The sequence below is a fragment of the Silvimonas terrae genome, assembly GCF_014202765.1.
GTDB lineage: Bacteria > Pseudomonadota > Gammaproteobacteria > Burkholderiales > Chitinibacteraceae > Silvimonas > Silvimonas terrae.
In genome coordinates, this window is record NZ_JACHHN010000005.1 from 287,662 (window position 1) to 308,989 (window position 21,328).

General features: G+C 60.2%; 18 protein-coding genes and 1 pseudogene. 8 read left to right on the plus strand and 11 right to left on the minus strand.

All coding sequences use genetic code 11. The features are described 5' to 3' along the window. Positions 1-187: 187 nt before the first annotated feature. From HNQ50_RS14145 to HNQ50_RS14165, 5 genes and pseudogenes are all read right to left on the minus strand, one after another. Positions 188-1,234 carry an OmpA family protein gene (locus HNQ50_RS14145; protein WP_184101828.1) on the minus strand — a complete coding sequence of 349 codons (1,047 nt, stop codon included), beginning with the start codon at positions 1,232-1,234 and terminating at the stop codon, positions 188-190. Positions 1,235-1,701: 467 nt separating this feature from the next. Next, positions 1,702-2,262, minus strand: coding sequence for a hypothetical protein (locus tag HNQ50_RS14150; protein WP_184101829.1), 561 nt, complete (start codon positions 2,260-2,262; stop codon positions 1,702-1,704). A 5-nt stretch (positions 2,263-2,267) separates the two neighbouring features. Beyond that, positions 2,268-2,534, minus strand: a pseudogene (locus HNQ50_RS21960) (methyl-accepting chemotaxis protein); the annotation flags it as partial. 523 nt (positions 2,535-3,057) lie between these two features. Beyond that, the gene (locus tag HNQ50_RS14160) at positions 3,058-3,423 is read right to left on the minus strand and encodes a response regulator (RefSeq protein ID WP_184101830.1); all 366 of its coding nucleotides are present in this window, start codon (positions 3,421-3,423) and stop codon (positions 3,058-3,060) included. 57 nt (positions 3,424-3,480) lie between these two features. Next, on the minus strand, positions 3,481-5,853 hold the full coding sequence (locus tag HNQ50_RS14165; RefSeq protein WP_184101831.1) for an ATP-binding protein: 2,373 nt from the start codon (positions 5,851-5,853) through the stop codon (positions 3,481-3,483). 451 nt (positions 5,854-6,304) lie between these two features. Here HNQ50_RS14165 and HNQ50_RS14170 point away from each other — a divergent pair, with 451 nt between their 5' ends. Continuing rightward, on the plus strand, positions 6,305-6,913 hold the full coding sequence (locus HNQ50_RS14170) for a putative metalloprotease CJM1_0395 family protein (protein ID WP_184101832.1): 609 nt from the start codon (positions 6,305-6,307) through the stop codon (positions 6,911-6,913). 45 nt (positions 6,914-6,958) lie between these two features. Here the strand turns inward: HNQ50_RS14170 and HNQ50_RS14175 are convergent, their stop codons facing one another. From HNQ50_RS14175 to HNQ50_RS14190, 4 genes are all read right to left on the minus strand, one after another. After that, positions 6,959-7,702, minus strand: a complete 744-nt coding sequence (locus HNQ50_RS14175) for a DUF2278 family protein (protein ID WP_184101833.1) — start codon at positions 7,700-7,702, stop codon at positions 6,959-6,961. Positions 7,703-7,723: 21 nt separating this feature from the next. Continuing rightward, on the minus strand, positions 7,724-9,433 hold the full coding sequence (locus HNQ50_RS14180; RefSeq protein ID WP_184101834.1) for a phospholipase D-like domain-containing protein: 1,710 nt from the start codon (positions 9,431-9,433) through the stop codon (positions 7,724-7,726). A gap of 192 nt (positions 9,434-9,625) precedes the next feature. Beyond that, a complete protein-coding gene (locus HNQ50_RS14185) occupies positions 9,626-10,336 on the minus strand; it encodes a glutamine amidotransferase (RefSeq protein WP_184101835.1) in 711 nt (236 codons plus the stop codon). 116 nt (positions 10,337-10,452) lie between these two features. Then, positions 10,453-10,791: a DUF1484 family protein gene (locus HNQ50_RS14190; protein ID WP_184101836.1), complete on the minus strand. Its 339-nt coding sequence runs from the start codon at positions 10,789-10,791 to the stop codon at positions 10,453-10,455. A gap of 1,115 nt (positions 10,792-11,906) precedes the next feature. Here HNQ50_RS14190 and dinB point away from each other — a divergent pair. After that, on the plus strand, positions 11,907-12,962 hold the full coding sequence (dinB, locus tag HNQ50_RS14195; protein WP_184101837.1) for a DNA polymerase IV: 1,056 nt from the start codon (positions 11,907-11,909) through the stop codon (positions 12,960-12,962). A gap of 328 nt (positions 12,963-13,290) precedes the next feature. On the opposite strand, the gene HNQ50_RS14200 is transcribed toward dinB, so the two are convergent. Both HNQ50_RS14200 and HNQ50_RS14205 read right to left on the minus strand, forming a co-directional pair. Continuing rightward, positions 13,291-14,415, minus strand: coding sequence for a YbdK family carboxylate-amine ligase (locus HNQ50_RS14200; RefSeq protein ID WP_184101838.1), 1,125 nt, complete (start codon positions 14,413-14,415; stop codon positions 13,291-13,293). Positions 14,416-14,506: 91 nt separating this feature from the next. Next, positions 14,507-15,709 (minus strand): cation:proton antiporter, encoded by a 1,203-nt coding sequence (locus tag HNQ50_RS14205; RefSeq protein WP_184101839.1) that lies wholly within the window; start codon positions 15,707-15,709, stop codon positions 14,507-14,509. A 313-nt stretch (positions 15,710-16,022) separates the two neighbouring features. On the opposite strand from HNQ50_RS14205, the gene HNQ50_RS14210 reads away from it, so the two are divergent. The 6 genes from HNQ50_RS14210 to HNQ50_RS22500 all read left to right on the plus strand — a co-directional run bounded on the left by HNQ50_RS14210 (position 16,023) and on the right by HNQ50_RS22500 (position 21,282). Further along, a complete protein-coding gene (locus HNQ50_RS14210; protein ID WP_184101840.1) occupies positions 16,023-17,450 on the plus strand; it encodes a sensor histidine kinase in 1,428 nt (475 codons plus the stop codon). After that, positions 17,437-18,012: a hypothetical protein gene (locus HNQ50_RS14215; protein ID WP_184101841.1), complete on the plus strand. Its 576-nt coding sequence runs from the start codon at positions 17,437-17,439 to the stop codon at positions 18,010-18,012. The genes HNQ50_RS14210 and HNQ50_RS14215 overlap by 14 nt, the downstream gene beginning before the upstream one ends. A gap of 3 nt (positions 18,013-18,015) precedes the next feature. Beyond that, positions 18,016-19,380, plus strand: coding sequence for a sigma 54-interacting transcriptional regulator (locus tag HNQ50_RS14220; RefSeq protein WP_184101842.1), 1,365 nt, complete (start codon positions 18,016-18,018; stop codon positions 19,378-19,380). Between the two features lie 247 nt (positions 19,381-19,627). After that, the gene (locus HNQ50_RS14225) at positions 19,628-19,774 is read left to right on the plus strand and encodes a hypothetical protein (protein ID WP_184101843.1); all 147 of its coding nucleotides are present in this window, start codon (positions 19,628-19,630) and stop codon (positions 19,772-19,774) included. Between the two features lie 174 nt (positions 19,775-19,948). Next, a complete protein-coding gene (locus tag HNQ50_RS14230; protein WP_184101844.1) occupies positions 19,949-20,593 on the plus strand; it encodes a 4'-phosphopantetheinyl transferase family protein in 645 nt (214 codons plus the stop codon). Continuing rightward, positions 20,590-21,282, plus strand: a complete 693-nt coding sequence (locus HNQ50_RS22500; RefSeq protein WP_184101845.1) for a GNAT family N-acetyltransferase — start codon at positions 20,590-20,592, stop codon at positions 21,280-21,282. Before HNQ50_RS14230 ends, HNQ50_RS22500 begins: the two co-directional genes overlap by 4 nt. The last annotated feature ends 46 nt before the right edge of the window (positions 21,283-21,328 follow it).

Here is a 21,328-nt window from a genome sequence, read left to right on the forward strand (position 1 = left end):
AGAGCGGAGCGCGCGAGTTTGACGTCTATAAACAGCCATGAGGTCAGGCCGGATACGGCATACAGCGCCTTTTACAAACTAGATGCCAGATTGCAAAGCAGCAAGCCTGAGATCATTACCGTTGAAATCGCCGGAAAAAGACCAAAAAAAACCGGGCTCAAAGGCCCGGTTTTTAAAATCAGCTAGCTTAGTTACAGCGCTGGCTGGTTTCGTTTTTGGTGAAGCGGATTTCCACGCGGCGGTTCTGGGCGCGGCCGGCTTCGCTGGCATTGTCTGCCACCGGTTGTTCCGGGCCGTAGCCGTTGCTGATGATGCGGTTGGCATCAATACCGTGAGCAACCAGGTACTGCTTGACTGCCAGTGCGCGGTTGGTGGAAAGCTTGGAGTTCAGCTTGGCGCTACCACGGCTGTCGGTAAAGCCGGCTACTTCAAAGCGGACATCCGGGTTGGCTTTGGCGCCAGCCACAATGGTGTCGAGCTTGCTGTAGGCGTCTGCCTTGAGCTTGGAGGATGCGTTGGCAAAGCTGGCGCCATCAATACGCACCGGGGTGCTGGTGGTCACGTCATTGCATTTCGGGGCCACGACCACCGGTTTGGCTTCCGGCTTGGGTTCAGGCTTCGGGATCACCGGGGCCACGACGGCCGGCATAACCAGCGGAGCTTCATTGCGGGCGCCAAAATAGTAGTTCAGGCCAACCGTGAAGTTGTTGTTGGTCAGCTTGGCGCCGTCATCATCGCGAGCGCGCGATGCAGTCCATTCACCAGTCAGGCCCAGATTCGGGGTCAGCTTGTATTCGACGCCCAGGCCGGCGTGCATGCCGTCAGCCTTGCCGTTTTCTTCGCCGGTACCCTTGGCCCAGGCGTAGCCGACCTTGGCATATGGCATCCAGCGGTCAAATTGCATACCCAGTTTCAGGTCGGCGCCGTAGACCTGGCTACCGAATTTGTCCGAATAACCAGGATACTGCTTGAGGTCATGGTCAGTCTTGTTGTTGTAGTCATAGAACGCATCCACGCCCATGATGATGTCTTTGGCGACTTCCGCGTTGTAACCAGCCTCAACGCCGACGGTCGCTGTAGCTTCCTGGGTGGTATCAAAGTCACCACCTGACCCGCGGGACAGGTTCACACCCGTCTTGCCGCCAACATAAAAACCGGTGAAATCGTCGGCACTCATGGCATGCGCGCTAGCCAGGGCACCCACAATGGCCAAAGCCATGACGTTCTGTTTCATTTACTGCTCCTGTTTACTGTGATTTGCGGTCATTTAAAGACGCGCGGCAGCTAACAGGGTTACTGCAAAGTCATGCCTCTACGCGTCAGGCTGGCAATACTGCGCAGGTCAATGAAAGTTAACTATCGGATTTGGCTCAAAAAAACAGACTTGATGCCGTGGCCAGATTTCCATCAAAAATAGCGGTGCCTCCATCTGGTTCACCTTAATCACGTGTGTTTTAAAACCACGATTTTTCAGGAGAATGTACCTGGATTGCGGGTTGCAAACGGCATAGGCGTGTTTTGGGCCTGGGCCGCGGGAGCCCGGATCGTCGCCGGTTGATTTGGCCTGGCAGGTTCTGGCAAAGGCCTCACGCCTGTTTTTTAAGAATTTTCTGTAAGAAAAAAAGGGGGTCGATGGTGCCGGGATGCATACCCTCTGGGCACTGAGCGCCCTGATTTCCGGGCAAACAAATCAAAACAGAATCAGAACAACTCCAGCTCGCCCGCGCTGGTGTCTTCTTCCACCAGACGTGGCAACACAAAATCCACCTGGGCAGAACGATCCGGGCAGAAACACAGCGTGAGGCCGAACTGCATCTGGCTGTTGACCGAAACCGCCAGAGAGACGATTTCATCCGGGTTGATACCTGAGAGGTAGTCGCGGCAACTGGGTTCCAGCACAAACGGGGTCGACATGCCCACATGCCGGAAACCCGTGCACAAGCTGCGGTTCACCGCACCGCAAATCATGTTGACGAGTTCCGAGCAGGCATCGTGCAGCGCCTGGCCTTCCAGTTGTGGCGTCGGGCTGCGGGTCAGGCGGCCCAGATGTGCGCTGCTGGCTTCATCTGCCCCGAACTCGAACACCGCCACAATCCGGAACAGGTATGAAGAAATATTCAGCACGACCAGATGCCCGGCAGCGGTAGTGCTGATCTGGGCGCGTTCTACGCGGATATCGTCCTCCGGCGTGCTGCGACTGTGCTCGGCGAGGGCGTTTTCAAAAAGCTGGCTGATGGCAGTAATGGCACCGGGGGTAAACATGATGATCAGCCCGCCGTTGCCATGGCGGCATCAATTTTGGCGGCCGCCGCCCGCAAACCAAACACCGCGTTGCGGATCATGTTGCTGCTGGCCTGCATGTCCTGGAAGGTGGTGGTGGTGATCAAGTCATTCTTGTGCAGATTCTGCTGGTACTGCCGGGCCACGTCGGCGCTGGTCAGCGCCAGATTGCGTACCCCATCGGCCACCACCGCAAAACCACGGCCATGTTCACCGGCACGCGCGGCTTCAATGGCGGCGTTCAGGGCCAGCATCACCACATTCTTGACGATGCGGGCAAACTCTTCGTTCTGGCTTTTGAGTTCACGGTTATTCACCAGGATCACCTGCAACTCGTCGTGCCAGCGCTCCACCACCTGGACGATGCCCAGCAAGGATTCAATATCCTGGCGCAACAGCGCATGTTCTTCGGCCAGCGTGGCATTCAGTTCTGCTGCCCGCGCGGCGTACTGCTGTCCCAGTTCATCCATCACGCTCTGGCGTGCTGCGGCTTCGCGCCCCGCCCAGGCGTGTTCATCAGCTGCGCGTGCGCTGGCGGCATCGGCCAGCGCGCGGTGCAAGGTGTCCAGCTCTTGCTGCCACTGACGCTGTTGTTGCGCCACATCTTGCGGATTGGGGCGGTTTTCCAGTTCGGCGATGCGCCGGTCTTGTGCGCGGCGCAGCAGGTCAAAATCCTGCTGGCGCTGGCGGGCGCGCCAGCCCGTAAACACAGCGCCAATCAACAGCCCGGCCAGCAAAAAGGCCGCGTAGAACCCGATTTCCATGAATGATCCAGGTTCAGCTTGCCAGTTTCTTGAAGGTAGCCACCACAGAGGCCCCGTTGAATGGCTTGACGATCCAGCCCTTGATGCCGGCCGCCTTGCCGCGTTCCTTCATGACCGGGCTGTTTTCCGTGGTCAACATGATGATGTTCACCGCGCTGTTGTTGAGTTCGCCACGGATTTTCTCGGCCATGGTCAGGCCATCCATATTGGGCATGTTGACGTCGCTGACCACCAGCTTGATGCCGCTGTCGGCGCGCAGCTTGTCCAGCCCGTCTTTGCCGTCCACCGCCACGGTCACGCTCATGCCGCTGGCTTTAAGAAACTCGCTGACTTCGGTGCGGACGGTGCTTGAATCGTCCACGATCAGGACTTGTGCCATTTGAAAACTCCAGAGATCAATCGATCAATTGTCAGTAAAAGAGGATGAGGAACCCGCTCAGACCGGTACGGATTCACGTTCAGGCGGTCGCGCCAGCGGGGCGTCAATCTGCACCACAAAGCTCTCGGGCAGGGTCACCACGGTGGCAAACTGGCGGAACGGCGCGCCTTCGGCTTGATCTGTAAAGCGAATGGCAATGTCGCCATGCTCACGCTTGATGAAGTCGCGCACGGCATCCATGCCCACGCCCCGGCCAGAGATTTCGGTCACGCTTTGCGCTGTAGAGAAACCCGGCAAGAACACCAGATTGGCCGTTTCGTCGTCGTTCAGGCGGGTATCTGGTGCAATCAGGCCCTTGTGTGCGGCAATTTCCTTGATCTTGCCCAGGGCCAGACCGCGGCCATCGTCTTCCAGCGTGATATGCAACTTGCCGCCCTGCACCGTGACGCCCACCGCCAGCGTGCCGGTCGCGGGCTTGCCCACGGCCAGGCGCGTGTCTGGCGCTTCCAGCCCATGGTCGAGCGCGTTGCGCATCAGGTGCATGAACACATTTTTCAAGAGATAACCCGCGTGCGCCGGCATGACATAACCTTCATCGGCAAACACCACCAGCGGTGCGGCTTTGTCCAGCTCATGGGCCAGGCCCGGCAGCGAGTCGGTCACGCTGGATAACATATGCGGCAGCGTTTCCGTGCCCAGCAGGCGCAGTGTCTTGCGTACGGCGTCACGTGCTGCGATCAGTTCGTGCAGGTTGTTGGTGTTGACGTGTTCCAGGCGGTGCAGCGTGTCCAGAATCTGGGCTTTGTCGACCATGACATAGCGATCTGGCGCCGGCGTGTTCTGGCCTGCACCCTTGCGGCCCAGGCTCACTTCATTGATGCGCGCGTAATGGGTGACGGCGGCGCGTACAGCGGCCAGCTCGGCCAGCAATTGCTGCTGATCCCACACAATCACCGGTTGCGGCTGGCGCAGATTGTCGTAACTTTGCTCGGCCTCGTGCACTACGCTGGTCAGGTGGTTGAGCCCGTAAGTGCGGGCGTTGCCCTTGATGGTGTGCATGTTGCGGAACAACTGGTCGACCACGGCGATTTGCCGCTCTGCGGTCTCGCGGATCAGGATTTCGTTGTCGTCCACAAAGCGCAGCGTACCGATGATGAAGTCGTGGAATTTGTCCTGACGCACCGCCAGCACTTCACCAATCATCTCCAGTTCACGGCGCTGGTCGCTGGCCTCCAGCGCCAGCTTTCTGAGTTCGGTCACGTCACGCACGCACAGCATCATGCGGGCGGTGTTGCCCAGCTCGTCGGTAATGGGCGACCAGTTCAGGTCCAGCACTTTTACCCGGCCATCGGCCATGGTTTTTTCCACTTCGCCTACCATCAGATGCTGGTTGAACTCAAAGTTCATGGCATCTTCGTCAATACACGCGCCCCACACCGCATCCACCTGCGCCAGCGCATCGGCAGACAGGTTGGTGTTGCTGAACACCACATCCATCACATGGCGGCCAGCAATATCCGTGGTTTCAAAAATGGTGCTCAGATAAGCCGAATATTCCGGGTGAATGATGCTGCCGGTCTGCACGGTCAAAATCCCCTGCGGCATGTGCTGCAGCATGGACTGGATATCCGCCGTTTTCTGGCGCAGCAGCGCAGAACTGGTCTGGATTTGTTCGATCATGGCGTTGAACGCCACCATGGAGCGGCCAATTTCATCTTTGCGATCTGCGGGCAGGCGCTGGCTGAAATCCTGGCTGGCGGCAATGCCGGTCATCATGGTCTGCATCTGGCCAATCGGGCGGGCAATCTGCCGGTACAGCAACAGGCCAACCGCACTGAGCAAGATGGCGGCGATCAGCGTCACGCCACTCACCGTCCGTACCGTACGGTCCAGGTTGTGATTCAGCGCGGCAATGGCGGCGTCCTTGCTGCGGTTCTTCTCTACCCGCAGGGTCTGCACAATCTGTTCCAGCTCGCCCTGGTACTGCGCCACACTGGCAAACAAGGTGGCGGCGGCAATTTCCTGCTGGCCAGACTGTTTGAAGTTACGAGTGTCTTCAATGGCCCCGAAGTAATTGGCCATGCTTTGCCGCGCTTGTTGTACCAGCTTGATCTGGGTGTCGTTGCTGGCCTGGCGTTGTTGCTGTTGCAGGCTCTGGCTCAATGCCGCCTGTTGTGCCTTGAGCGTATCGGCCGCCTGGGTGGCCGTGTTGTCGTCCGGGGCAAAGACCAGCGCCATGACGGTTTGTTGCACGTCCTTGAGACGAGCCATCAGATCGGCCGAGGCCAGGGTGCTGGGCACCACGCCCTCTGTCACCAGCCGTACCTCTGCCGCGTTGGCGCGTGACTGCACCACCGCATAACCGCCAATGGCCGCAATGGCGGCAAAGGTCAGTACCACAAGCAAAACAATGCGTTGCCGGATGGTCATCTTACTTGCCCTTTCGATATTTGCTTACAAATCAGCACGTGCGTGTTTGGCGATGCCATCCATCCTTGATCCGCATGCATAGCCCGTTCAGATACATCCAGAAAAACGGAAATACTTGTTTGTACAAGACAATGCGGAGAGGTGCGGCTGCAGAGGTGCCCGCCGTTGATGCAGGATGAACGGCAAGCAGGTCTGCATATTAGTAGATGGTTATGTACTATTTATTGTGATGTGCTGTCTGCTTATTGATGAAAGCCTGACAACTTGTGTGGAATCGATGAGGGTGAGTGGTATTGATCGCACTGGATTTCCCCCAAAAGGGCCCAACCAGGGCAGGCGGAAAATGGGGAAAGTGCGCGTGCAGGCCGCGTATCGCCTTATCCTTGCGGCGCTGACCCGGTAAGTAAGAAAATGGTGCGCATACAGTTACTTCTCTGTTTCTGGCGCTACCATGAATGCTGTGACCAGCTCTGTAGCCAGCACGCTCGTGCGCGCTGCCGCGCAAGCGGGGACGGCTACGCAGCAATCTGGCAACAGCACGAACAGCAACCAGAACACCAGCCAAAGCACCAGTCAAAACGGCCAGAGCGCCAACAGCACCAGTAGCGGCAACGCCGCTACGCCGCGCAGTGCCAATGGCCAGCCGCTGAACTTGCAGCAACAGCAGCAAGTAGACCAACTGCAGAAAATCGACAAAGACACCCGCGCGCATGAACAGGCCCACCTGGCGGCGGCGGGCGGGCTGGCGGTCAGTGGCCCCAACTACAACATGACCACCGGCCCGGATGGCAAGCAGTACGCTAACGGGGGCGATGTGCAGGTGGATGTCAGCGAGGGCCGAACGCCGGAAGAAACCGTGCGCAAAGCGCGGATTATTCAGGCGGCGGCACTGGCGCCGGTGGACCCGTCCTCACAGGATTTATCAGTGGCAGCCCAGGCCAGCGCCATGGAGGCCAAAGCGCAGGCGCAGATTGACCAGCGCACGCGCCAGGGCTCGCAAGTGGCGGGGGCTTATCAGCCGGATCTGCCATCCTTGTCCTCGTTCTCTGCGGTGGCGTAAGCCAAAAAACACGGTGCCCGCACCGCTTGTTCAGCGCCGCAGCACTCAAACCTTGCCAGGCAAAATCCGGTGCGCGTCCGGCGTCGGGTAGCCCCGCGCATCGGTCGGGATCAACTGGGTCTGGAAGGCGACAAACAACGCTTGAAACTGGCCGTCGACCTCCACCATCACCGCGCCATCCTGGTTAACGCCGTTTTCCCTGGAGTGATCCGGCATGTGCTGATTGTGTGGCACCACCGGGTTACCCTGGTTCATATGCGTTTCATGCAGCCCGTTTTGCTCTGGCTCAAACAGAAAACCAAAGCCGTACACCGTGACATCCTTGACGGGTTGCCAGCCCTTGCGCGGGTCTGTGCCGCTGCTGCCGTGATAAAGGTAATCCAGCCCCGGCCCGTCACGGTTCAGTTGCAGCATGGTGTCCAGCAAGCCGTTGATATCGTTGGTCTGGGTATCGGTATCGAGCAAGATCGGCCGCATGCCGGATAAATCCAGCAATTGATGATCGTGAACATAATCGAGCGTGGGAAAACCGCTCCGGTAAAGCCCCGGCGCCAGAGTGGTCAGGGCCGTGGTCATGGGATGGCGGAAATCTGTTTCCAGCGTATACAGCACGTGATAACCGGCCGCCCCTGCGCCCGGAAAAGTAGAGTCAGACTTCACATTGGTCAGCACCACAAATTCGTCTGCGCCGTTTTCGACCACGATGGCGTAATGCGGATTGCCCTTGTACCCAGTCAAAAAGGGTACGCCCAACTTGAGCTTGCCCTTGAACATGCAATATTCAGCCATGATGCATTTCCTTGGTGGCGATCAGGCGGCAAACCAGACTTGATCGTCTTTCTGGGTGGGGCTGGCCGGATCAAAGTATTTGTCCTGCCAGGCATCGTCACGGGCCAGACCAGAGAACGCATTGCTGCCCTGTTGATTGACGATGGAACGGAAGCGGTAATGGTCGTACACATCCATGATGTTGACGGCGTAGGCCGCCGCCAGCTCGCGGTGTCCTTGCACAATCAACAGGTTCTCATCGTTGTTGTAAGACGCCCGATAGCCCTGATTGTGGCTGCCCGTCACCACCACGCAGTGATCCGACGCCGGGTCAATCACCACAATCTTGCTGTGGATGATGGCGTGCCCGCCGGCGGACTTGAGCAACTCTTTTTGCCAGAAGGCAAACTGGTCGCCAATGGCGCTGGCGGCAATCACTTGCGTGGCATCGCCGCCGCGATGGATCAGCGTGGTGGAAAAATCCCCCACCGCACCGGGGTCGGTGACCGCGCCGCGCACAAACAGGCCCGGGTTCTTGTTCAGGCAGGCCGCCGCGTGATCCACCACGCTGGGGTGACCGGGTTCGAACTCCAGAAACAAAATGGCTTGCTGTGCCTGATCCATCAGCTCGAACACGGCCGCCAGATCTGGCGGCACCGCCTCGCCATTGGCCGGGTGGCTAACCCGGGCATGCGGCGTGTTAGGGGAAAACCAGACCGTGGCATGGGCCTGATCAATACTTACGCTGGCCCCCGGTTGCATATCGCTTTCCCGCAACTGTGGCCCCTGGCGTGCACCGGCGGTTTTGGTGTCGGCTTCCAGCCGCTGCCAGTACGTCAGATACGCGTTGGCCAGTTGCGGGTTCTCTACAATCAAGGCGTTGTTGGATTGGGCGCACACGCCGGTATCGGTCCAGTTGGTGCTGCCCAGCAGCACGGCCTGGGCTTTGCCTGCCTGATCGGTGTACACGCAAAACTTGTTGTGGCCGATATGGCCCGAGGGGACAAAGCGGTCAATCACCGTGACACCGGCCTGGTCGTGCAAATCTTGCCGCGCCCCCCGGTTGGTGTCGTCATCCGTGCCGGCGTTGGACAAAATCAGTTGCAGGCCTTCGCTGCCCAACAGCTTTTGCAACAGCTCCGGATCATTCAGTTCATACAACGCGGCATAACAAGTGCCGCCCTGCGTGCGGGCGCGATCCAGCAATTGCGTCAGCCCTTCAATGATCTGGCCGGCCAGCGCCTGGCGCAGCGGGCTGCCGGGCTGATCGATACGGTCTTTGAGCGCTGCCGCGCTGGGGCCGCCGCCGGTGCCTTGCGGCAGCGCATGCGCCACATATTGGGTAGACAGAATGCCCCGGTTGAAAAAGGTCTGGAACGCGCCGCGCTGTGGCGTCAGCGTCACCGGGGTCTGCGTGACCAGCGCCTGCGCAGTGAGCGGGGTAAGCGGGCCATCCGGCGTGCCGGTCATGGGCACGATGCGGTAGTAATACGTCTGACCGCGTTCTGCCGTCAGATCGCGCCATTCAAACTTCTGGATCGGCCAGACGGAGGTCGGCTGGCTGGTCCAGCCCGGATTGGTTTGCCCGGTAAATCCTACCCAGGAGGGCAGATCGGCCCAGTCGCCCTGGGCGCTATGACTGCGCTGGACGGCAAAGCCCAGGCAATGGGGGATTTTTTCCGTGTAACGCCAGACAATCTGCGCCACATCGTTATTGGCCACTGCAATGACCACAGATTTGGGAACAGCCATGACTCACCTCCGGCGCTCAGATGCGCGGCTGGGTTCTGGATTGCTCCCTGTATCGTGAAAGTTGAGTGCGTTTTCTTGTCGAGCCAGACGCGGGTTCCACATCCACACCGTCTGTGCAGAGCCCACTGTAGATGGCGCGGCGCCCAAGGCAAAGCGCAAACCATATTAAATATTTGTTGTGGTGCCGCCGCTTTAACCCGGCAGCGCCGCCAGCCAGTCTCGCCAGAACCGTTCTGCCGCCTGAGTCAGCGCCGGGGCGTGCAACTGGCTGGTCTGGCGCAGGCCAGACACATTGATACCGGCATGCGCCAGTTCACTGGCGTGCCCCACATACCAGCGCTCCAGCCCCTGTGCGGTCACTTCCGGATGGAACTGCACGCCCAGCGCCCAGTTGCCAATGCCAAACGCCTGGTGCGCATATTGTTCCGTCATGGCCAGATGCCGGGCACCGGCAGGCAAATCAAACGTATCGCCATGCCAATGCAGCACCGGCACGGCCGGTGACAACAAGTGGTTCATGGCCGGGCAATCTGCGCTGTGTGCGGTGCTCTGCAACGGCTTCCAGCCAATCTCCTGCCCCTCGTTACCCGGATACACTCGCGCGCCCAGTGCGGCCGCCATGAGTTGCGAACCCAGGCAAATGCCCAACGTCGGCCGTTGCGCCGCCAGACGTTTACGCAACAGCGCCAGTTCTTCGGTCAGGAACGGAAAATCATGCTGTTCATACACCCCGATCGGCCCGCCCAGCAGCACCACCAGATCCCACGCCAGCGCGTCAATCCAGCCCAGATTGGCGGTAGCGGCATCGCACCGTTCAATGTTGTAACCCGCGCGCAGCAGTTCAGGCTCAAGTGAACCGGCATCTTCAAACGCCACGTGATGGATGAGTAGAGCTGTTTTCATGAGGGTTCCGCAGTAATGGGTGTTTATTGCAACGCAACACGCCTATTCAAACATAGCCGCGTGCCAAAACAAAAGGGCCACGTTGTTGCGTGGCCCTGATTGACCAGACTCAACACTCAGAACAAGGCCGCAATCCCGCGGCAGGCCTCATCCAGATCATCAAACCACGGCATCAGCATGCCGCTTACTCCCCGGCTGGGCAGGGCCAGTTGCCCGGTTTCCTCCAGCAGGGTCAGGAACAAGGCCAGCCCATCGCGGGTGGCATAGAGCTGGGTGAGATGCTCGTTGATCACGTCTTCCACGGTTTTATCCAGCTCTTGCAGCAAGTGGAGATTTTGTGAAAGGCGCAACTGGCTGGCTTCATCCAGGGCCAATTCCTCGCTTAGCGCCACGGTTTGCTGCAACAAGGAACTGCGGCGTAACAGGGTGAGGTCTGAAGAGAGGGCGGCAATCATGGTTCACCTCCAAACAACAGGATGAATGTGATCAGCGTCATCACGGTGGGAACGAGTGAATCGAAAGTGATTTGGGGATTGCGCAACGGAGGCGCGGGTGTGCCTTGAGGGTGGTGCATTGAATGACCTCTGTTCGGACTAGACAGATAGCCACCACCCGCGCTGCGAAACGGGGTGGCGGAACCGAGCAGGGTTCGCAGACCGGGAACAGAGAAAACCGGCAGACCTTACGGTCTCCCCACTCGGCCCGCCATAGATACAGGCGTACCAAGTGCCGATGGATTGGAGATCACATCAAGTGTGATTGCAACCATCGGTCTGTTGCCGCAGGGCTGCGAAACCCTGGTCACGCTATTGAACGCGACGAAGCCATCTTGCCAGGCGGTTCGGCCCTCCCACATCGGACTAATCCGATTTGCATCCGAACCTTACGCAATCACCCGCACATTTGACCACAGACAAAAACCGCCGCCTAAGTAAATATGCCGTTGGGGTGACTCGTAGGGTGGATTCGCGCAGCAATCCACCATCGCCCAGGTGGATTGTCGCTAGCGCTCCGAATCCACCCTACGCACAGCCCCTCGTAGCCCGGATGAAGGCCGCAGGCCGGGAATCCGGGGTGGCAATGCCCGTAAATGCGCTATCGCCCGCATGGCAACCCCGGATTCCCGCTGCGCTTCATCCGGGCTACGGTGCTAAGTAAATATGCCGTTGGGGTGACACGTAGGGTGGATTCGCGCAGCAACCCACCGTCGCCCAGGTGGATTGTCGCTAGCGCTCCGAATCCACCCTACGCACAGCCCCTCGTAGCCCGGATGAAGGCCAACGGCCGGGAATCCGGGGTGGCAATGCCCCTAAATGCGCTATCGCCCGCATGGCAACCCCGGATTCCCGCTACGCTTCATCCGGGCTACGGTGCTAAGTAAATATACCGTTGGGGTGACGCGTAGGGTGGATTCGCGCAGTAATCCACCGTCGCCCAGGTGGATTGTCGCTAGCGCTCCGAATCCACCCTACGCATGCCATGTGTGCCCAAAAGAATGGCCAGGCGGCGCTTGAGCCTCATATAGAACGATCGTACAATAAGCGCATCTTTCCCAACCCGCCTTGCCGCCATGCAGCGCAAGATCATCCACATAGACTGCGACTGTTTTTACGCCTCGGTAGAAATGCGGGATAACCCGGCGCTGCGGGATGTGCCGTTGGCCATTGGCGGGGCGGCGGATCAGCGCGGGGTGGTGGCCACCTGCAACTATCCGGCGCGCAAGTTCGGGATTCATTCCGCCATGGCAACCGCCACGGCGCTCAAGCGTTGTCCGCAACTGGTGCTGGTGCCACCACGGTTTGAACGTTACCGGGAGGCGTCCCGCGCGGTGCAGCGCATCTTTGCCGATTTTACTGACCGTATCGAACCCCTGTCGCTGGATGAAGCGTATCTGGACGTCACGGGGTCTGCGCATTTTCAGGGTAGCGCCACGCTGATTGCCCAGGAAATCCGCCGCCGCATTGAGGCAGAGGTGGGCATTACCGCCAGCGCCGGCATTGCCGCCAACAAACTGCTGGCCAAGATCGCTAGCGACTGGAACAAGCCCAACGGTCAGTTTGTGGTGCGGCCAGAACAGGTGCACGAGTTCATCCGCGATTTGCCGGTGGCCAGGTTATGGGGCGTGGGCAAGGTTACCGCCGCCAAAATCAACCGCATGGGGGCGATGACCTGTGCGGACCTGCAAACCTGGCCGCTGGAAAAACTGGTTGCCACCTTTGGCAAGTTCGGGGCGTCGCTGCACAAGCAATGCCGGGGGCTGGATGAGCGGCCGGTGGAACGGGACGGTCGCCGCAAGTCGCTGTCGGTGGAGTACACCTATAACCAGGATCTGCCCGATCTGGCCGCGTGCATGGAAAAACTGCCGGCGTTGCTGGAAGATTTTGGCCGGCGCTTTGCGCGTTCTGGCGCAGAGGAACCGCCGCACAAGAGCTTTGTGAAGATCAAATATCATGACTTCACCCAGACCACGATGGAGTGTGTGTGCCATCAGCCCACCGCAGAAATCTTTGCGCAGTTGCTGGCACAAGCCTGGCCGCGCGGTGGCAAACCGGTGCGCTTGTTGGGGATTGGGGTGCGGTACGCCGACCACCCGCAAACCGGACCGATGAGTTTGTCCTTGTTGTGAACCACGCTTCATCCGGGCGACGAGGTGGTTCTTTTTCGCAAAGGCCACCTGCGGCGGCCCGTGGATTCCGGCGTTCGCCGGAATGACGCGGAGGTGGACCTGGTCAATATCGTAGGGTGGGTTCGCGCAGCAACCCACCAGTTCCGTAGCCCGGATGAAGCGAAGCGGGAATCCGGGGTGGCGATGCTGGCAAGAACGATGTTCAACGCTTGTCGTGGCTCGCAAGATGGCAGGCCGTTTCCAGCCCCACTGCAACTGACATCTGATGCATCAAGTGGCTTTGTGGGGATACCCACCAAGGGGCCGCGCCGCATCCGCCCTGCAGGGGTTAACTAGCTGGTGTCATCCAGCGGCGGGCCTGGTGGCGTACTACGTCGTTGATGGATTGTTCCTTCGCCATCGTGTCGCGCAGCCAGCGCGTGTCAGAGGCGTTCTCTTCGATTTCCCGCTGCAATACTTTCAGCCCGGCCTGGCCTTGCAGTTGTTCGGCATAGGGCATTACCCGTTGCAATGAGGCGAGGATATCGCTGGCAATATCGGTGTGCTGGCCGGTGTAGGGGTCGATCAGATTGCCTTGCGCGCCAAAGCGGCACGCCTGGAATCGGTTATAGGTGTACAGCTCGTAGACGTCGGACGACGGCTGGAATGGTCGCTCGGTCAGGTAGTACTGGCCCAGCGCCTGGGCATAGGCGGCCAGGGCGGCAGCTTTGCCGACGGTCAGCGGGGTATCGCAAATCCGTAGTTCCACCGTGCCGTAACCCGGTTTGGGGCGGATATCCCAGTAAAAGTCCTTCATGCTGCTGACCACGCCAAACTGTTTCATGCGCTCAAAAAAAGTGCGGAATTCGGCCCAGCTCTGGACAAAAGGCATGTGGCCGGAGAGCGGGAAGGCGTTGATGGCATTCAGGCGGGCGGTGTGAAACGCCGTGTCTTCACCCTGAGAGAACGGCGACGAGCCCGACAGCACAATAAAGTGCGGGATATGCCGGGACAGCATGTGCACCAGATAGACGGCATCGTCGCCATTGGGGCAGCCCAGATGCACGTGCTGCCCGAACACCACAAACTGCTTGGCCAGATAACCGTACAACTCAGAGAGCTGATGAAAGCGGGGCATGTCAAAGATGCGCTGCTCGCTCCACTGGTGGAAGGCATGCGTGCCGCCACCGGCCACGGCCAGGTTCAGCTTGCCGCACTGGCGGGTGACTTCATCGCGCAGGTCTTGCAGCTCTTGCAAAAGCTCATCGTAGCGGTGGTGGATGGAGGAATTGAGCTCGATCATGCTTTGCGCAATTTCTGGCTTGATCAGGTCTTTATACGGCGTTTTGCCGAGCAATCGCAGCAGATCAGGCGCACCGCGGGTCAGGTTGTAATCGCGGGTATTGAGCACCTGCAATTCCAGTTCTACCCCCATGGACATCCGGGGCGAGGCTTGGAAATCCATCTCGTCCATGTTGCTTCTCCTGCCGGCACACTCGTTGTGGCGGTGCGGGCTGGTTGGATTGGCCGCAGGCCGGTTTCGTTCCTTTGGCCCGGCTAGCCGTTCAGTTCTGGCGGGTTTCCCGCGCCATGCGCAACGCCAGTTGGGTGACAATGGGCCCAATCAACTCCAGCAGGGCCACCGAGCCCAGCACAATGGCCCGCAGCGTCTCGCCAAATTGCGGGTACAGGCGGGCTACGTCTTCTGCCAGGACCAGCGCCGTGCCAGAGACCGGCAGGAGCACCAGACCCAGCCAGGCGGATTTCTGGATGCCAAGGCCAGAGAAGGGCGAGATCAGCAGCACGCCCAGAAACTTGCCGACAAAGCGCGCCAGGGTAAACACCAGCGCGGCCAGACCGCCCAGCATCAAGGTGTGCCAGGACAAACTGGCGCCGGTGATGACAAACAGCACGGCCAGGAACAAAGAGGCATAACGCCCGGTATCGACCGCTGCGACACGGTGTTCGTGGTCCATGTTCTTGATGAACACGCCAAACACCAGCAGCGTGATCAGTACCGAAAAATGCAGTACGGAGGCAAAGCCAATGGCGGTCATGACCATGCCCAGCACCACGGCTTGCCGGCTGTCGCTGGTCCTGGAGGTCAGGCCGACCAGCCAGAGCGTGCTGCGCGCACCGACAAAACCCAGCAGAATTGAGCCTGCCACCACCCACAAAGGGTGCAGCAAGGCCAGTCGCCACGGCGCGCCCTGATCCAGGTGCAAAAACGCCAGCAACATGGAGACCGTGATGAAGGCGATCACGCCATTGGCCGCCACCAGATTCATGGCCCGGTCGGTCAACTGGCCTTCGGCATGGGTATCGCGCGCAATCATCCATAACACGGCCGGCGAGGTGGAAATACCAATCGCCGCCGCCATGCCAGAGAGCAGCGGGGGCTGACCCAGATACAGGAGCGCGCCGAACGCAAGCGCAAAACCCAGAATGCTTTCAGTGATGCAACTGACTGCAAGCCAGCGATCTTGCCTCCACCATTTAAAATCCAGCCGCTGGCCGAACTCGAATAACACCACGCCCAACGCAATATCCAGCAAAGGTCGCAACTTGAGCACGGTGGCGCTGTCGATGATCTCCAGGCCACTGTTACCCAACAGCATGCCCACCAGGGTAAAGCCGGTGATGCGCGGCAAAAAGCCGGATTTATGCACGGCACCGCCGCCGACAAAAGCGGCAACCAGCAAAATGCCGAAAAGAGCGACTACATTGAATTCAAAGGGAAAGGATGGCAAAAAATCCAGGTCTTGCATGCCAGGCTCCACGGTTGGATTCGGGCCGGGTTGGCCACCAGGACACCGGGGCACACGGGCCCCGGCAAGTGCAAAAGCGCGGATGGTCGGCGGTGCAGCCCCGCAAACCAGGACAAGGTAGACGGGCCGCAGACGGGCCCGAAGTTTTACGATTAAAGAACAAAAAGCGGACCGGTGTCGCGCGTTTTTTGCGTCAGGCAGCGGCCGCAATGACGGTCAAATTGGCGCAAAGCCAGACGGGGCGGGGCTTGACGGCGGGACCATTCGCCGGTGCAACACCAGATGCCAGGGTAGTCCTGGCGGAGCCTTGTTCATGCTGAAACTGTTTCCGCAATCATTGGGGTTCTGGTCCGTAACCCTGTTTTTGACCACGGTGGCGCTGTTGGGGGCCACCTCGGTCAACGCCTTGTGGATGATGGAAAGTCTGGGGCGCCAGAGCCGCAGTGCCGCGCAAAGTGCCGCCACGCTCACCGAGCAAGCGCAGCGCCTGCAAGAGCGCACGCTGACCATGGAGCGTAGCGCCCGCCAGTTCCTGATCCTGAACGACACCACCTTCCGTGACCGTTATATGGATGCCTGGAAAGAGGCACAAAGCGCCCTGCGCGCGGTCAAGGCCAACTCTGGCCTGCATCAGCCGGTGTTCAACGAATGGCTGGATACCTCGGAGACTGCAGGCGCGGTGCTGGCGCGTTCGTTTGACGAAGCCCAGAAGCAGCAGCGCTTTTTGTTTGCCCAACTGGCGCATCTGCGTGAACTCAATGACGAGATTGCGCTGGATGTGCGCAGCGGCATCGCCAGTCGCAATGACTCGTTTTTGCACGAACTTGATCGCCAGCGCACGCTGCTGATGTGGCAACTGATCGCCGTGGGTGGCATTGCCATTGTGTTGATCGTGGCGTGGCACTTTGGTTTTGCGCGGCCGTTGCGGCGCGTGGCAGATGCCATTCATCAGTTGGGTGAGAACCGGTTGGCCGATCCGGTCGTCATTGCAGGGCCGGGGGATTTGCGGCAGTTGGGGGTGCAACTGGATTGGTTGCGCCGCCGGCTGTTGTCGTCTGACGAAGAAAAAACCCGAGTGCTGCATCATGTTTCGCACGAACTTAAAACCCCGCTGGCTGCCCTGCGGGAAGGGGTCGCGCTGCTGGACGAAGGCATCATCGGCCCGCTGGAGCCGCGCCAGCGCGAGATTACCGGCATACTCCAGCAAAACGTGCTGACGCTGCAGGCGCGTATTGAAGACCTGTTGCGCTATCAGACCATTGCCTGGCAAGCCCGGCGCTTGACCCGCGCGGCGGTCGATGTGCGAGAAGTGCTTGAAAACACGGTGGAAGGCCAGAAACTGCAATGGCAGGCGCGCAACCTGACGGTGAGCGTGACCGGCCCCAACGCCGTGATCACCGCAGATGGCGAAAAGCTGTCGATGGTGGTGGGTAATCTGTTATCCAACGCCATCCGTTTCAGTCCGGATGGGGGCACAGTGGCACTGACCTGCATGCAGGCAGATGGCGACACCATTATTGAATGTGCGGATGAGGGGCCGGGTATTCCGGCTGCGGAAGCCGCACGCATCTTTGAGCCGTTTTACCGGGGTGGGGGCCAGCCGGCCGTAGCCTCGCCCGGTCACGGCATTGGATTATCCATTGTGCGCGAACTCGTCGAGGCGCATGGTGGCCTCGTTGAACTTGTCGCGGCGGGCCCAGGCGCCCGTTTCAGGATTACATTACCCGATGAATCGCATTAAACCCCGTTTCTCTTTCTGGCCGGCGCTGCTGTTGACCCTCGCCGCGCTGGGCGGGTGCGCGCAAGGCTGGGGTCTGCGCCATGCGCCTCTACCCGTCGTCGTGACCCCCACTCCCGCACCCACGCCGGAACCCACACCACCGCCGCCTGACCCCGTGCGTTTGCTGATCGACTACTACGGTCAGATTCGTAACCTGCCGGTGGCGGACCTGACTCGGCGCGCGGCTGAACTGGCGGCCGGCCCGCAAACCCCGGAAACCATGCTCAAGCAAGGGATCTTGCTGGCGCAAACCCGCAACGCGCCTGATCTGGCCCGCGCCATTACGCTGGCCGATACGGCGGCGCGTGCAGACAGCGGCTTGCGCACTGCCGCGCAGCTCTTGAGTCAGCAATGGAATGATCGCCGCAAGCTGGAAGACCAACTGGACAAGCAATCTGCTGCCAACAAAGAGGCCCAGCGCCGCGCCGATCAGCTCAAGGCGCAGCTGGATGCACTCAAGAATATCGAGAAAGACATGGCCGGAGACAAGGCTTCCGCACCTGCACCGGCCCGCAAGGAATAAAACATGGAAAAGCCGCACCTTTTGTTTGTGGACGACGACGCTGACATGCTGCGCCTGATGGCGCTGCGGCTGGAGGCTGGCGGCTATCGGGCCACCACCGTGGCTTCGGCTGAACAAGCCCTGGCGCAGATCGCCGTGGAATGCCCACAGCTGGTGATCAGCGACGTCCGTCTGCCCGGTCAGGATGGCATGGCGCTGTTTGAAGAAGTCCGCCAGCGCCACCCTGGTTTGCCAGTGATTCTGCTGACCGCCCACGGCACCATTCCGGATGCGGTCGAGGCCATGCAGCGTGGTGTGTTCTGTTATCTGACCAAGCCGTTTGACGCCCATGTATTGCTGGAGAAAATTGCCCAGGCGCTCAATCTGACGTCCTCCACCGGGCATACCCCGCAACAGGTCGATCAAGACTGGCGCTCTGGCATGATCAGCCGTAGCCAGATCATGGAAGAACTGCTGGGCGAGGCGCGGCTGGTGGCCGCCAGCGATGCCAGCGTGCTGATCCAGGGCGAGAGCGGCAGCGGCAAAGAAGTGCTGGCCCGCGCGCTGCACCGGGCCAGTCCACGCGGGCGGGGCCCGTTTGTGGCGGTGAACTGTGGGGCCATTCCGGAGCAACTGCTGGAGTCCGAACTGTTCGGCCACATCAAGGGTGCGTTTACCGGCGCGCTGGCCAATCACCGGGGTTTGTTCCAGGCGGCCAATGGCGGCACCCTGCTGCTGGATGAAATTGGCGACATGCCCTTGCCCTTGCAAGTCAAACTCTTGCGCGTGCTGCAGGAAAAAGCCGTGCGCCCGGTCGGGGCCAGTGAACCCGTGGCGGTCGATGTGCGCATTATCTCTGCCACGCACCGCGATCTGGACGCAGCCATTGCCGCTGGCCAGTTCCGCGAAGATTTGTACTACCGGCTCAACGTCGTGTCGCTGACGCTGCCGCCTTTGTCGGCCCGGCGCGAGGACATTGCCCTTTTGGCCAGCCACTTCCTGACCCAGATTGCCGCACGCTACAACAAGGCGGTGACGGGCTATGCGCCAGACGCGGTAGAAGCGCTGGTCTCGGCGGCGTGGCCGGGCAATGTGCGCCAGCTTTACAACGTGGTGGAACAAGTCTGCGCACTGGCGACGGCGCCAATCATTCCGTTGTCGCTGGTGCAGCGGGCCTTGCGCCTGCCGGCGCAGGGCATCTTGAACTACAACGACGCCAAATCCCGCTTCGAGCGTGATTACCTCACCCAACTGTTGAAAGTGGCCGACGGCAATGTCACCGATGCCGCAAGGATAGCCGGTCGCAACCGCACGGAGTTCTACCGCCTGTTGCAAAAACACGGCCTTAATCCGGGCCTGTTCCGCCAAGGCGGGGAGGGTGTCGCTTGATGGCGACGCCCATATTGCGCTGCAACGCACGTCAAACCGTGGCTTTGCCGGGTTTGACAGGCGGGCAGCGTCGGGATTTCACGACGATTTACCCCGCTTTTGCCCCCTCATCTCTGACGATTTCAGAGGGGGTCCTCGCAAACCCTTGATATTGTTGGCTTTAACAAAGCTGGCACGACCCTTGCATTAACTCCCTTACCTCCCAAGTTTTGAGGTTTTCGTTTTAACCACTGGAAAGGAGTACACGATGCAAATCCGTAAAACTCTCGTGAATGTCGCGCTGATCGCCGGTACCGTTTTGCTGGGCGCAACTGCCTATGCAGCCGGTACCTCTGGTACCTCTACCGGTGCGGATAATCCGCCGGCCAGCTCGCCACAGAGTCTCACTCGCTAAGGCTCTATCTCCCGTGACCGACTGACTCTGCGCTGGTTGACCGCAATGGTTGCCAGCGTGGGTCTGACGATGGGTGCTACCCCCCCAGTACCCACGTAAGCCCGCCCCATATGGGGTGGGCCTCTTTTTTTGTGCATAGGCCGTGACCGCCAGGCAGCGTGTAAACTGCCAACCATGCCTGTTGTGACCATCGCCCTTTTCCAGGATATCCACACCCTGCCGGATGACGCCTTGCTGGCGCTGCCCTGGTCTGACGCCACCCGTGCGCGACTGGCGCAAATCAGTCATGTCCCGCGTCAGCGACAACTCATGTTAGGCCGGCTGCTGTTGCTGCACATCGCCCGCACGGTGGCCAGCCCTGCGCTGCAACTGGCTGATCTGATCGAGCGTGAGGAAGCCAGCCCCTGTTTTGCCGGCTGGCCCACGCTGGCCATGTCGATCTCCCACACGGCATCCTGGTTAGGCGTCGCCGTGGCGCATGCCGCTGGTTTGCAATTGGGTCTGGATCTGGAACAGGCCCGCCCGCGCAAAGTGCTGGCCCTGGCGCGCCACGCCTGTGATGAGGCTGATCTGGCCTGGGTGGCATCCGCCGATGCAGCCAGCCAGAGCGAGCGCTTTTACCGGCTCTGGACCCTGCGCGAGGCGGCCTACAAAGGCGGTCTGCGCCAGCATGTCTATGGCGCACCTGCCATGCACGAATACGTCACCAACCCGCAGCCCTCTCATCACGGCGGTCTCTTGCCAGATCAGTTGTACTGGGCGGTGAGCTGCAACACGGCGGTGGATGTCCGCTTTGTGCGGCCGGAGCTGGCGCTGTGAGTACAGCCATTGCCTACCCGGATGCCAGCGCCCTGACCCCACTGGATTTATCCACCCTGGGTTTCCGGCAGGCCTCAGCGGGCGATGCCGCCGTGCTGGCTCCCTTGATTCACGACGCGGCGAGCACCGAATTTGCCTGGCTGTTTGATACGCCGCCGGCAGACGTCATTGCGTTTTTGCAGCATGCCCTGGGCGAACCGATGGGGCATTTTTCCTGGCAGCATTTGCGGGTAGCCACCCTGGCCGATCAGCCGGTCGCGGTCATGGGTGTGCAGGATGGCCGTGGTGGCTTGTTGAACGGCCCGTATCTGGCGGCGCAATTGATGCAACAATTTGGCTGGCGCCAAACCGGCAGCATCTTGCGGCGCGGCCTTGTTTTGCAACGGGAAGTGCCGGTGCCGCAGCAAGACCAGACCCTGATCGCCCACTGCGCCACTACGCCGCAATGGCGTCGGCAAGGCGTATTTGCCGCGCTGTTTGCGCATGCACTGCACCATGGCGCGCTGCCGGTGCGCAAAGGTCAGGACATCATTCTGGATGTGCTGGTGAGCAACACCAGTGCCACGGCGCTGTACCGCAAACTGGGGTTTGTGCCGATCGGCACCCGTTCCTTTGCCGCACCGGGCGTGCCCGATCACCTGTTTGCCCGGCGCATGCGCTATCGGGGCGTGCTGCCTGGCCGCGATTGACCGCCCGCCGCAGTAGCCCGGATGAAGGCCTGCAAGGCCGGGAATC

Coding starts and splice junctions, on each gene's coding strand:
- HNQ50_RS14145 (WP_184101828.1), bottom strand. CDS start 1,234: ATGAAACAGAACGTCATGGCTTTGGCCATTGTGGGTGCCCTGGCTAGC.
- HNQ50_RS14220 (WP_184101842.1), top strand. CDS start 18,016: ATGGAAAAGCCGCACCTTTTGTTTGTGGACGACGACGCTGACATGCTG.
- HNQ50_RS14185 (WP_184101835.1), bottom strand. CDS start 10,336: ATGAAAACAGCTCTACTCATCCATCACGTGGCGTTTGAAGATGCCGGT.
- HNQ50_RS14225 (WP_184101843.1), top strand. CDS start 19,628: ATGCAAATCCGTAAAACTCTCGTGAATGTCGCGCTGATCGCCGGTACC.
- dinB (WP_184101837.1), top strand. CDS start 11,907: ATGCAGCGCAAGATCATCCACATAGACTGCGACTGTTTTTACGCCTCG.
- HNQ50_RS14175 (WP_184101833.1), bottom strand. CDS start 7,702: ATGGCTGAATATTGCATGTTCAAGGGCAAGCTCAAGTTGGGCGTACCC.
- HNQ50_RS14230 (WP_184101844.1), top strand. CDS start 19,949: ATGCCTGTTGTGACCATCGCCCTTTTCCAGGATATCCACACCCTGCCG.
- HNQ50_RS14190 (WP_184101836.1), bottom strand. CDS start 10,791: ATGATTGCCGCCCTCTCTTCAGACCTCACCCTGTTACGCCGCAGTTCC.
- HNQ50_RS14200 (WP_184101838.1), bottom strand. CDS start 14,415: ATGGACGAGATGGATTTCCAAGCCTCGCCCCGGATGTCCATGGGGGTA.
- HNQ50_RS14160 (WP_184101830.1), bottom strand. CDS start 3,423: ATGGCACAAGTCCTGATCGTGGACGATTCAAGCACCGTCCGCACCGAA.
- HNQ50_RS14165 (WP_184101831.1), bottom strand. CDS start 5,853: ATGACCATCCGGCAACGCATTGTTTTGCTTGTGGTACTGACCTTTGCC.
- HNQ50_RS14170 (WP_184101832.1), top strand. CDS start 6,305: ATGAATGCTGTGACCAGCTCTGTAGCCAGCACGCTCGTGCGCGCTGCC.
- HNQ50_RS14210 (WP_184101840.1), top strand. CDS start 16,023: ATGCTGAAACTGTTTCCGCAATCATTGGGGTTCTGGTCCGTAACCCTG.
- HNQ50_RS14205 (WP_184101839.1), bottom strand. CDS start 15,709: ATGCAAGACCTGGATTTTTTGCCATCCTTTCCCTTTGAATTCAATGTA.
- HNQ50_RS14215 (WP_184101841.1), top strand. CDS start 17,437: ATGAATCGCATTAAACCCCGTTTCTCTTTCTGGCCGGCGCTGCTGTTG.
- HNQ50_RS14180 (WP_184101834.1), bottom strand. CDS start 9,433: ATGGCTGTTCCCAAATCTGTGGTCATTGCAGTGGCCAATAACGATGTG.
- HNQ50_RS14150 (WP_184101829.1), bottom strand. CDS start 2,262: ATGTTTACCCCCGGTGCCATTACTGCCATCAGCCAGCTTTTTGAAAAC.